The sequence below is a fragment of the Streptomyces sp. NBC_01314 genome (genome assembly GCF_041435215.1).
Classification (GTDB): Bacteria; Actinomycetota; Actinomycetes; order Streptomycetales; family Streptomycetaceae; genus Streptomyces.
Window position 1 is genome coordinate 11,220,791 of the sequence record NZ_CP108394.1, and the last position, 12,072, is coordinate 11,232,862.

Sequence of the window (12,072 nt, forward strand, 5' to 3'; positions counted from 1 at the left end):
ATGGACGAGAGATCGGTTACATGTTTCTCCAACGAATAGGAAGCAAGGGAATCCGGCTGGGCACGCTGTTCGACCGAGCGGCGGCCCGCCATCCGGCGAATTTCGTGATTCTCGACCACGACCTGGACATCGCCCCCAGGCTCGGCCGGCGCGTGACACTGACCGAACTGGCCGACCTGGTGGACGACTTCGCCGCCCGGCTGTGGTCGGTCAAGGTACGCCCCGGGGACCACGTCGTGGTGCACAAGAGCGACAACTTCGACATCTCCTTGCTCGCCTGCGCCATCGCCCGGACCGGCGCCATCCCGGTCCTGCTGTCCCCGAAACTCGACGGGGCCACGGTCGCCGAACTGCTGCGCCGCGTGGGCCGGCCCTTCCTCGTCACCGACCAGGACAAACTCCAGGCCGACCTGCCCGCCGAGGTCTTCGGCCTGTCCCGCACCGTGCTGCTCGCCTCCGGCGAGCACGAGCAGGCCACCTCCTTCGCCTCGCTGGCCGGCGTCGAACGCGTGCCCGCGGTGGCCATGCCGATCGACCACCCCACCCTCATCACCCACACCTCCGGCACCACCGGCACACCGAAGCTGGCCGTGCACACCGCCATGAGCTTCGAGTCCCGCTACCGCCCGCAGGCCACCGTCGTGGCCACCACGGTGCGCCGCAGCGAACCCGTCGCGATCCACGTGTCGTTCGTGCACTCACGGATGTTCACGGCGATGCCCATCTCCATCCTGCAGGGCCACCCGCTCATCATCCTCAGGGACGACGACCCCCAGACCGTCGGCGAGCTGTTCACCCAGATCCCGCCCGGCTTCATCGAGGCCCACCCCAACACCTTCCTGCGCTGGGAGGAACTGGCCGACGACCCGCGCGGCCCGCTGGCGAACGTGAAGTACTTCTCCAGCACCTTCGACGCCATCCACCCGCGCACCGTCAACACCCTGCTGAAGGCCTCCCGCCGCAGGGGACGGCGCTTCGCCCAGGCCTACGGACAGAGCGAGGTCGGCCCGATCGCGGCGCGCACCTACTCCCTCAAGGACGGCGCCGACTTCAACGGCCGCTGCGTCGGCGTCCCGTTCCCGGGGATGACCGGGGTGCGCGTCGTCAGCCGCGACGGTGCCCCGGTCACCAAGGACAACCCCGGCTTCATCGAGGTCAGGAGCGACGGACGGATCGTCACCTACCTGGGCGAGCACCAGCGCTGGCAGCAGCAGGTCAACGACGGCTGGTGGCGCATGGGCGACGTCGGCTACCGCACCAGGTTCGGCTGCCTGCACCTGCTGGACCGCGAGGTCGACGAGATCCCCGGCGTGCAGTCCACCCTGGAGATCGAGGACAAGCTGTTCACCCGGCTGCCCGAACTCATCGAGGTCATCATCATCGCGGGCCCCGACGGACGCGCGGTGCCGGTGGTGTGCACCCGCAACGACGTGCCGCTGGACGAACTGTCCTGGAAGAGCGCCGTGGTGGACCTGCCGGCCCTCGCCGACCCGGTCCAGTGGCGTCTCGAGGACCTCCCGCAGACCGCCACCACCAAGATCAAGCGCCTGGAGCTGGCCCGCCTGCTGGCGGCAGGCACCGCCGGCTAGCACCCGCCCGAAAACGTCCCGGCCCCCGGGGCCCCGACGGCCCGCACCCCTCATCAAGGCCCCCGGCATCCCGCTTCCCTGTCCGCGACCGGCGGCCGGTCCCCTTCCGGCCGCCGGCCGCCCCTGCCCAGAAACGGAGTTGTCCCCATGAGCAGCACCCTCGAGGTGTGTGTCATCGGTGCCGGTCCCCGAGGCCTGTCGGTCCTCGAACGCCTGCTGGCCAACGAACGCAGCACCCCCTCGCACAGCGCGCTCACCGTCCATGTCGTCGACCCCTCGGCGCCCGGCGCCGGAGCGGTATGGCGCACCGGGCAGTCCCAGCACCTGCTGATGAACACCGTGGCCTCGCAGATCACCGTCTTCACCGACGACAGCGCCCGCATAGGCGGCCCCATAGAACCCGGCCCCAGCCTGTACGAGTGGGCCCAGAGCCTGGCACTGCTCGGCGACCCGGCCGACACCAGCCCCGCCGTCCAGGCCGAGGCCGAGCGGCTGGGCCCCGACTCCTACCCCACCCGCGCCTTCTACGGCCGCTACCTGCGGGACTGCTTCGAACGCATCGTCGCGGGCGCCCCCGCCCACGTCGAGATCCGCGTACACCGCTCACGCGCCGTCGCCGCGGCCGACACCCACGGCGTGCCCGGCGGGCCGCAGGGCATCCGGCTGGAGAACGGCATCCGCCTCAACGAACTCGACGCCGTCGTGATGGCCCAGGGCCACCTCTCGGCCCGGCTGTCGGCACGCGAGGCACGCACCGCGAGCCTGGCACGCATCCACCACCTCACCTACATCACCCCGGCCAACCCGGCCGATCTGGATCTCAGCGGCATCCAGCCGGGACAGCACGTCCTGGTGCGCGGCCTGGGCCTGAACTTCTTCGACCACATGGCCCTGTTCACCCTGGGCCGCGGCGGGCGCTTCGTCCGCCAGGACGGCCGCCTGGTCTACCGCCGCTCGGGCAGCGAACCGAAACTGTTCGCCTTCTCCCGGCGCGGCGTGCCCTATCACGCACGCGGCGAGAACGAGAAGGGCGCCACCGGCCGCTACTTCCCCACCCTGCTGACCCCCGCCTACATCACGATGCTGCGCGAGCGCTCCGCCGCCGGACAGCCGGTCAGCTTCGGCGAGGACCTGTGGCCGCTGATCTCCCGTGAGGTGGAGAGCGTCTACTACGCGACCTTGCTGAGCGCGCAGGGCCGCGGCGAGCACCGCGAGGAGTTCACCGAACACTTCCTCCAACTGGACACCGAGGACGAGCGCGGCGCACTGCTGGACTCCTACCGCATCGCCCCACCGGAGCGCTGGAACTGGGAGCGGCTGTCCCGCCCCTACGGCGAGCGCGTCTTCACCGGCCGCGAGGACTTCACCGGCTGGCTGCTCGAGCACCTGCGGCACGACGTCGCCGAGTCCCGCCGGGGCAACGTCAGCGGCCCGCTCAAGGCCGCCCTGGACGTGCTGCGCGACCTGCGCAACGAGATCCGCCTCGCGGTCGACCACGGCGGACTGGAGGGCGGCTCGCACCGCGACGACCTGGAGGGCTGGTACACACCCCTGAACGCGTTCCTCTCGATCGGCCCGCCGGCCTCCCGCATCGAGGAGATGATCGCGCTGATCGAGGCCGGCGTGCTGAGCGTGACCGGCCCGGGCACGCAGGTCCGCATCGACACCACCGCCCACGTGTACTGCGCCCGCTCCACCAGCGTGCCCGGCGAGCCGGTGCGGGCCACCGCACTCATCGAGGCCCGCCTGCCCGAACCGGACCTGCGCCGCACCGAGGACCCCCTGCTCCAGCACCTCCTCGACACCGACCAGGCCACCGCGTACCGCATCGCCGCCACCGGCGGCCCGGCGTACGAGACCGGCGGGCTCGCGGTCACCGAACGCCCCTACCGGCTGCTCGACGGCCGCGGCCGCCCCCACCCCCGGCGCTTCGCCTACGGCGTTCCCACCGAGTCGGTGCACTGGGTGACCGCCGCCGGCATCCGGCCCGGCGTCGACTCCGTCACCCTCGGCGACTCCGACGCGATCGCCCGCGCGGTACTCGCCCTGCCGCCCGCCGCCCATGTCCCCGACGGCGTACGGCCGGTCCAGGCCGACAGCGACCTGTCCGGGGTGATCGTGTGACCCCCGGCCGGGAAGGAAGCACGGACGCCGACACCGGGCTGCTGTCCCCCGTCCGCGCCGGCACCCCCGTCGAGGAGGCCACCTGCGACCGGGCATGGCTGCAGGCCATGCTGGACGCCGAGGCCGCCCTGGCACGGGCGCAGGCGTCCCTGGGCACCCTGCCCGCGCACGCCGCCGAAACCATCACCCAGCTGGCCCAGGCGGACCGCCTCGACCTGCGCGCCCTGGCGCTCGCCGCCCGGGAGACGGCCAATCCGGTGGTCGCCCTGGTGCAGGCGTTCACCGCGGTGGTGGCCGACAAGGACCCGGCGGCCGCCGAATACGTGCACCGGGGCTCCACCAGCCAGGACATCCTGGACACCGGCGCCATGCTGGTGGCCGACCGGGCCCTGAAAATCATCCGCGCCGACCTGCGGCGCACCGCCCGGGCGCTGGCCCGGCTGGCCGCCCGGCACCGCGACACCCTCGCCGTCGGCCGCACCCTGGCCCTGCACGCGGTCCCGACCACGTTCGGCCTGCGGGCGGCCGGCTGGCGCCAACTCGTCCTTCACGCCGAGACACGGCTGGCCCGCGTCCACGAGGGCGGACTGCCCGTCTCCCTGGGCGGTGCGGCCGGCACCCTGGCCGGCTATCTGGAGCACGCGGCCGCCGGCCGCACCGGCCCGCCACCCGACCCGGACACCTACCCCGACCTCCTCATCGACGCCTACGCCGCCCAGACACACCTCGCCCGGCCGGTCCTGCCCTGGCACGCGCTGCGCACCCCCGTCGCCGACCTGGCGTCCGCGCTGGCCTTCACCACCGGCGCGCTCGGCAAGATCGCCGTGGATGTGCAGGGCCTGGCCCGCACCGAGGTCGGTGAGGTCGGCGAACCCGGCCCGGCCGGCCGCGGCACCTCCTCGGCGATGCCGCACAAACGCAACCCGGTACTGGCCACCCTGCTGCGCAGCGCCGCCCTGCAGGTGCCCGCCCTCGCCACGGCCCTGACCCAGTGCCTGGTGTCCGAGGACGAGCGGTCCGCGGGCGCCTGGCACGCGGAATGGCAACTGCTGCGCGAGTGCCTGCGGCTGACCGGCGGAGCGGCCCACACGGCCGTCGAACTCACCGAAGGCCTGCGGGTCAGCCCCGAACGGATGCGGGCCAACCTGGACCTGACGGGCAGCCGGATCGTCTCCGAACGCGTCGCCGCACAACTCGCCCCGCTCCTCGGCAGGGACCGGGCCAGGACCGTGCTGAGCGAGGCCGCACAGCGGGCCTCGGCCGACGGCCGGCCGCTGGCGGAGGTCCTGGGCGCCCTGCCCGACCTGCCGGCGCACATCACCGACCAGCTCGCCGAACTGTGCGACCCGGCCCGCTACACCGGGGCCGCCGCCGCCCTGGTGGACCGCGCACTGCGGCACTGACCGTTCCTGTGGACTGAGCGGGAGTGAGTCCGTTCAGCCGCGCGCCCCGAACGGTCTTGGGCGAGCTGGTCCCCGGCTTACTCGACCCCGGGTGGCGACACGCATCCTGTGCGTGGTCCGGGCCCGGGAGGCCAGTTCCCTGCGCGACCTGGCCAGTTGGGTACAGCCAGAGGCGACGGGGAGGCCCTGAACCATCTCTCTGGTGGAGCAGGGGCCCCGCACGCTGACGCCGTACCCGGTGTCCCAGGTCGCACGATCACGTTAGCCCGATCAGCCCAGGACTCCGCAAGCCAGCAAGTAGGCGATCACACGATCGAGCTAATTCGACCTCGTGTGCACTCCTTGGCGAGCAGTTATCACCCCCCCCCGCACACCGACGCCGCACCCGGCATCCCGGCCCGCCCGCCCACACCCACCCCAACGGCCCCTGACACCCCGAGCCCGGCCAACCGGCCACCTTGCGACCGAGTCAATCCGACCGGCGTCGTACGTACTCCTTGGCAAGCAGCCAACACCCCCCTTTCCGCCGCGGCCCGGTGCGAGCCGGCCGCGCCGGCCCCGACCCGTAGAGAGCCGAGGAAATGATGACCAGCGCACCATCCGTCCGAGGGCGGTGGATCGAGAACTGGGACCCCGAGGACGAGGAGCAGTGGGAGCGCGGCGGCCGGCGCACCGCCCGGCGCAACCTGCTGCTGTCGGTACTGTCCGAGCACATCGGCTTCTCCGTGTGGAGCATGTGGTCGGTGCTCGTGCTGTTCATGTCACCGAAAATCGGGCTGGACTTCGCCCCCGACGAGAAATTCCTGATGGTGGTCGTACCCACCCTGGCGGGCGCACTGCTCAGACTCCCCTACAGCTACGCGGTGACCCGCTTCGGCGGCCGCAACTGGACCGTGTTCGCCTCAGCCCTGCTGCTCATACCCACCCTGCTGACCGTCTACTTCGTACAGCGGCCCGGCACCGAACTGTGGGTGTTCCTGCTCATCGGCGCGAGCGCCGGCGCGGGCGGCGGCAACTTCGCCTCCTCGATGACGAACATCACCGCCTTCTACCCCCAGCGCCACCAGGGCTGGGCACTGGGCGTGAACGCCGGCGGCGGCAACCTGGGCGTCGCCGCCGTCCAGCTGCTCGGCCTGCTGGTGATCTCCGTCGCCGGCGACACCCACCCCGCCTACGTCGCCGCCTGCTACCTCCCGCTGATCGCGCTGGTGTCCCTGCTGGCCGCGCTGCGCATGGACAACGTGGCGGTGGTGCGCACCCCGCCCGGCGCCCAGCGCGAGGCCGCCGCCAGCAGCCACACCTGGTGGATCTCCCTGCTGTACATCGGCACCTTCGGCTCCTTCATCGGCTTCGGGTTCGCCTTCGGCCTGGTCCTGCAGAGCCAGTTCGGCTCCACCCCCCTGCAGGCCGCCTCGTTCACCTTCCTCGGGCCGCTGCTCGGCTCGCTGGCCCGCCCCGCCGGCGGACGGATGGCCGACCGGTGGGGCGGAGCCCAGGTGACGCTGTGGTCCTTCGCCGGCATGGCCGCCGGTATCGGCGTGCTGCTCACCGCCACCCGCAGCGGATCCTTCCCGCTGTTCGTGACCGGCTTCACGGCACTGTTCGTGGTGAGCGGCATCGGCAACGGCTCCACCTACAAGATGATCCCGGTGGTCTTCGCCCGGCAGGCCGAGACCGCCGTCACCTCCGGCCACGACGCCGCCGCGGCCTTCGCCCGCGCACGCCGCCTGTCCGGCGCGGTCATCGGCATCGCCGGAGCGGCGGGCGCCCTCGGCGGCGTCGCCATCAACCTGGCCTTCCGCACGGCCTACGGCCAACTGGGCAGCGGCGAGGCCGCCTTCTACACCTTCCTCCTCTACTACGGGCTGTGCGCGGCCCTGATCCGGGCGGTGTACCTGCGCGGCGAACGCAGCAGCGGCGCACAGCCCCCGGCCCGGAAAGCGCAGGCCTCCCATGTCCGCTGAGCACCCCGCACCCGGACCGGGCACAGTGCCGCCGACGGCACGGCAGAGCACGACGCACTGCCCGTACTGCGCCCTGCAGTGCGCAACGGTGCTGTCGGGCGAACGCGGCGGCGTCGCCGTACGGCCCTCGCCCGACTTCCCGGTCAACCAGGGCGGCCTGTGCCACAAGGGGTGGACGGCACCCGCCGTGCTCGGCGCCGCCGACCGGCTGCGCACCCCCCTGGTGCGCGGCACCGACGGCGAACTCGCCCCGGCGAGCTGGGACGACGCGCTCACCCTGGTGGCCGCGGAACTGACGGCGATCCGCGCACGCCACGGCGCCGACGCGGTCGCGGTGTTCGGCGGCGGCGGACTGACCAACGAAAAGGCCTACACCCTCGGCAAGTTCGCGCGCCTGGCCCTGGGCACCGCCCAGATCGACTACAACGGCCGCTTCTGCATGTCGTCGGCGGCCGCGGCCGCAGGCGAGGCGTTCGGCCTCGACCGCGGCCTGCCCTTCCCGGTGAGCGACCTCGCCGACGCCGATGTGGTGCTGCTGGCCGGCGCCAACCCGGCCGAGACGATGCCGCCCCTCATGCGCCACCTGGAGCGGGCCGACCTCATCGTCATCGACCCCCGCCGCACCCGCACCGCCCAGCAGGCCGCACTGCACCTGCAGCCGGCCCCCGGCACCGACCTCGCCCTGGCCCTGGGCCTGCTGCACGCGGCCGTCACCGAGGGCCTCATCGACAAGGAGTACATCGACACCCGCACCACCGGCTTCGAGGACGCCTGGGCCAGCTGTGTCGCCTGGTGGCCGGAGCGGGTCGAACAGGTCACCGGCGTCCCCGCGCACGACCAGCGCACCGCGATCCGGATGCTCGCCGCGGCCCGCCGGAGCTATCTGCTGACGGGACGCGGAGCGGAACAGCACAGCAAGGGAACCGACACCGTCGCGGCGTTCATCAACCTGGCACTCGCACTGGGCCTGCCGGGCCGCACGGGCAGCGGCTTCGGGACCCTGACCGGGCAGGGCAACGGACAGGGCGGCCGCGAAATGGGCCAGAAAGCCGACCAGCTGCCCGGCTACCGCTCGCTCACCGACCCCGCGGACCGCGCCCACGTGGCCTCCGTCTGGGGCGTGGACGCCAACACCCTGCCCCAGCCGGGCCGCAGCGCCTACGAACTCCTCGACGCCCTGGCCACCGAGAACGGGCCCCGGGCACTGCTGGTGTTCGGGTCCAACCCGGTCGTCTCCGCGCCCCGGGCCGCCCGGGTCACCGACCGGCTGAACGCCCTGGACCTGCTGGTCGTGGCCGACTTCGTGCCCTCCGAGACGGCCGCCCTCGCCGATGTGGTGCTGCCCGTCGCCCAGTGGGCCGAGGAAGAAGGCACCCTGACCAGCCTGGAAGGCAGGGTCCTGCGCCGGCGCGCCCACCTGAGCCCGCCGCCCGGCACCCGCACCGACCTCGAAGTCCTCCACCACCTCGCCGTCCGCCTCGGCCAGCCCGCCCACCGCTTCCCCACCCGGCCCCGGGAGGTCTTCGAGGAACTGCGCCGCGCCACGGCCGGCAGCCGCGCGGACTACTCGGGCATCAGCTACGCACGCCTGGACGCCGGCGAAGCACTGCACTGGCCCTGCCCCGCCGCCGGCGGCGCGGGCCACCCCGGCACACCCAGACCGTTCCTGGACCGCTTCGCGCACCCCGACGGACGCGCCCGGTTCACCGCCGTGGACCACCGCCCGCCCGCACAGACACCCGGCAGCCGATTCCCCCTGTACGCCACGACCGGCAGGGTGCTGGCCCACTACCAGTCGGGTGCGCAGACCCGCCGGGTACCCGACCTGGTCGCGGCGGCGCCGGAGGCGGTCGTCGAGATGCACCCGGACACCGCCCGCCACCACCACCTGGCCGACGGACAGCTCGCCGACGTCACCTCGGCCTACGGCACCGCCCGGCTGAGGGTCCGTCTGACCCCCACGGCACGCAGGGACACCGTGTTCGTGCCCTTCCACTATCCGGGCCGGGCCCGCGCCAACCTGCTCACCGGGGACGCGCTGGACCCCCGCAGCCGGATGCCCGAGTTCAAGGTGAGCGCCGTACGCGTCACACCGGCGGGGGAGGCGCCATGAGCGGCGGCGACGTCGTCATCGTCGGCGGCGGCCCCGCCGCCCACCGCCTGGCCGGCCGCCTGCACCCGCTCGGCCACCGGGGCACGGTGAGCGTCATCGGCGCCGAACCCCGCCCCGCCTACAACCGGGCCCTGCTCGGCTCGGTCCTGGACGGCACGCTGAGCGCGGACCGCCTCACCCTGCCCGCCCTGCCCGCCGCGGTACGCCAACTCACCGGCACACGCGCCAGGAGCATCGACCGCGCCCGGCGCACCGTACACCTGGACGACGGCCGCACACTGCCCTACGACATCCTCGTCCTGGCCACCGGCGCGCGGCCGCGGATACCGGACCTGCCCGGCCTGGTGACCGCGCGCGGACAGCTCGCCGAGGGAGCCCGCACCCTGCGCACCGCCACCGACTGCGCCCCCCTGCCCCCCGGACCCGTCGTCGTCCTGGGCGGGGGAGTCCTCGGTGTCGAGTCCGCCCTGGCACTGCGCCGCGCCGGAAAGGAGGTGACCCTCGTCCAGCGCTCCGCCCGGCTGATGCGACGCCAGCTGGACGGCCCGGCCTCCGGCGTGCTGGCGCAGTGGGCCCAGAGCCGGGGCGTCACCCTCCACCTGGGCCGCCAGGCCCAGGAGTACGCGCCCGGCAAGCTGGTCCTGGACGACGGACAGGTACTGGCGGCCGGCACCCTGCTGCTGTGCACGGGCACCCGGCCGGAGACCGCGCTGGCCCGCGCGAGCTCTCTCGCGGTGCGCGAGGGGATCGTCGTCGACGCACGGCTGCGCACCGGCGATCCGCTCATCCACGCGATGGGGGACTGCGCCCAGCACCCGGACGTGACCGGCACGACCCTGATCCAGGCATGGGACCAGGCCGACGCCCTCGCCGGCATCCTCACCGCCACCGGCACGGGGTACCGGCCCGCACGCCACGTACTGCGCCCGCGGATACGGGGCATGGACATCGTCTCGCTCGCCCCGGGCGCCACGGAACAGGACACGGACACGGCGGTGTCCCTGCGGGACACAGCCCGCGGCCGCTACGCCCGCCTCGCTCTGCGCGAGGGCCGTATCCACACAGGAGTCGTCGTCGGCCCGGGCGCCGCCGTCGCCGCGGTCAGCGGCCTGTACACCCGTGACGCACCGGTGCCCGCCGACCTGCTCGCCCTGCTGACCGGCACCGACGCGCCCTACGCGGGCGGTGACGCCCTGGCCGACGACGCGGTGGCCTGCCACTGCAACCACGTCACCTTCCGCAGGCTGAAGGCCGCCTGGGCCGAGGGGGCGCACGACAGCAAGGCACTGGCCCGGGCGACCCGGGCGACGACGGGATGCGGCGGCTGCACCCCGGTCGTACGGCAGCTGTGCACCACACTCGCCGCCGCCGGCGCAGGGGCCGCAGGGCCCGCAGGCACCCACACAGCGGTGGACACCGCAGGAGGAGGGACACCGTGACCACGCGCACGCTGGTCGTGGCCGGCCACGGAATGGCGGGCCACCGGCTGGTCGAGGAAATGCTGGCCGGCGACCGGCACGGGCGGTGGCGCATCGTCGTACTGGCCGAGGAAGAGCGGCCCGCCTACGACCGGGTGGCGCTGTCCACCCTCCTGGGCGGCGCCCGCGCCGACGATCTCGCGCTGGCCGGCCCCGCCGTCCTGGCCGACCGCCGCCTGCGGCTGCGGCTGAACACGAAGGTGAGCGCCGTCGACCGCCGGGCCAGAAGGGTGATGTGCGCGGACGGAACCGAGTTCGGATACGACGCGCTGGTCCTGGCCACCGGCTCCAGGCCGTTCGTGCCCCCGGTCGCCGGACACGGGCTGCCGGGGTGCTTCGTCTACCGGACGGTGCAGGACGTCGAGGCGATCCGCGCGGCCGCGGTGCCCGGCCGCGCTGCCGTGGTGGTCGGCGGCGGCCTGCTGGGACTGGAGGCCGCGGGCGGCCTGCGGCTGCTGGGCATGCGGCCCCATGTGGTGGAGTTCGCCCCCTGGCTGATGGCCCAGCAGATCGACGAGGGCGGCGGCCGGGTACTGGCCGAGGCGATCACCCGGCTCGGCGTGCGCGTGCACTGCCCGAGCGCCGTCCACGCCGTCGGCGCGGGCCCGGACGGCCGCGCCGACCGCGTGGAACTGGACGACGGCACCGTCCTTGACGCAGCCCTCGTCGTCTTCGCCGCCGGGGTACGCCCGCGCGACGAACTCCACGCCCCCGGGCTCGTGCGCGGCGAACGCGGCGGCTTCCTGGTGGACACGTGGTGCCGCACCGCGGACGAACACATCTTCGCGATCGGCGAGTGCGCGGCCGTCGAGGGCCGCTGCCACGGCCTGGCCGCCCCCGGCCTGCGGATGGCCGAGACCGTCGCCCGCCGGCTCCTCGGTGTGCCGGGCGAGGCGTTCACCGGGGCGGACACCTCCGCGAGCCTGAAGCTCCTGGGCGTGGAGGTGGCCGGTTTCGGCGACGCCCACGCGCGCTCGCACGGGGCCGTCGAGTACGTGCGCGAGGACCGGCGGGCCGGCACCTACGCCAAGGTGGTCCTGGACGCCGACGGCCGCACGGTCCTGGGCGGAGTCCTCGCCGGAGACACCCGGGCCTATCCGGTCCTGCGCGCCCTGCTCGGCCGGCCGCTGACGGCCTGCCCCGACGACCTGCTGGCCGCCCCGCCCGCCCGCTGCTGAAAACCGTTCCTGTGGACTAAAGCGGGGGTTGGTCCGTTCAGCCGCGCGCCCCGAACGGTCCCGGGCGAGCCGGCCCCCGGCGTTCTCGGCCCCGGGGCGGCGACGCGCATCCTGTGCGTGGTCCGGGCCCGGCCAGGCCCCCGCGGCCGGAGGCCGCTGACGGACACAGCCCTGCGCGACCCGGCCAAGTGGGTACGGCCAGAGGCGACGGTGTGAGCAGTTC

The 12,072-nt window shown here is 73.7% G+C and carries 7 protein-coding genes; all 7 read left to right on the forward strand.

The genetic code is table 11. The annotated features are described in order from the left end of the window. Nucleotides 1–20 precede the first annotated feature (20 nt). The 7 genes from OG622_RS49675 (at nucleotide 21) to OG622_RS49705 (ending at nucleotide 11,849) form a co-directional block, all read left to right on the forward strand. Nucleotides 21–1,589: a class I adenylate-forming enzyme family protein gene (locus OG622_RS49675; RefSeq protein WP_371572227.1), complete on the forward strand. Its 1,569-nt coding sequence runs from the start codon at nucleotides 21–23 to the stop codon at nucleotides 1,587–1,589. Nucleotides 1,590–1,736: 147 nt separating this feature from the next. Then, entirely contained in the window at nucleotides 1,737–3,713 is a 1,977-nt protein-coding gene (locus OG622_RS49680) for an FAD/NAD(P)-binding protein (protein WP_371572226.1), read from the forward strand. After that, nucleotides 3,710–5,116, forward strand: coding sequence for a 3-carboxy-cis,cis-muconate cycloisomerase (gene pcaB, locus OG622_RS49685; protein WP_371572224.1), 1,407 nt, complete (start codon nucleotides 3,710–3,712; stop codon nucleotides 5,114–5,116). Before OG622_RS49680 ends, pcaB begins: the two co-directional genes overlap by 4 nt. Nucleotides 5,117–5,700: 584 nt before the next feature. Next, nucleotides 5,701–7,080, forward strand: coding sequence for an MFS transporter (locus OG622_RS49690; RefSeq protein WP_371572222.1), 1,380 nt, complete (start codon nucleotides 5,701–5,703; stop codon nucleotides 7,078–7,080). After that, nucleotides 7,070–9,193, forward strand: a complete 2,124-nt coding sequence (locus OG622_RS49695; RefSeq protein WP_371572220.1) for a molybdopterin oxidoreductase family protein — start codon at nucleotides 7,070–7,072, stop codon at nucleotides 9,191–9,193. The genes OG622_RS49690 and OG622_RS49695 overlap by 11 nt, the downstream gene beginning before the upstream one ends. Beyond that, complete coding sequence (locus OG622_RS49700) at nucleotides 9,190–10,632, forward strand: FAD-dependent oxidoreductase (protein WP_371572218.1); 1,443 nt, start codon at nucleotides 9,190–9,192, stop codon at nucleotides 10,630–10,632. Before OG622_RS49695 ends, OG622_RS49700 begins: the two co-directional genes overlap by 4 nt. Further along, nucleotides 10,629–11,849, forward strand: a complete 1,221-nt coding sequence (locus tag OG622_RS49705; RefSeq protein WP_371572216.1) for an FAD-dependent oxidoreductase — start codon at nucleotides 10,629–10,631, stop codon at nucleotides 11,847–11,849. The genes OG622_RS49700 and OG622_RS49705 overlap by 4 nt, the downstream gene beginning before the upstream one ends. Nucleotides 11,850–12,072 lie beyond the last annotated feature (223 nt).

Excerpts from the sequence above, each read along its gene's own strand:
- OG622_RS49675 (WP_371572227.1), top strand. The coding sequence starts at position 21 with ATGTTTCTCCAACGAATAGGAAGCAAGGGAATCCGGCTGGGCACGCTG.
- OG622_RS49695 (WP_371572220.1), top strand. The coding sequence starts at position 7,070 with ATGTCCGCTGAGCACCCCGCACCCGGACCGGGCACAGTGCCGCCGACG.
- OG622_RS49690 (WP_371572222.1), top strand. The coding sequence starts at position 5,701 with ATGACCAGCGCACCATCCGTCCGAGGGCGGTGGATCGAGAACTGGGAC.
- OG622_RS49680 (WP_371572226.1), top strand. The coding sequence starts at position 1,737 with ATGAGCAGCACCCTCGAGGTGTGTGTCATCGGTGCCGGTCCCCGAGGC.
- OG622_RS49700 (WP_371572218.1), top strand. The coding sequence starts at position 9,190 with ATGAGCGGCGGCGACGTCGTCATCGTCGGCGGCGGCCCCGCCGCCCAC.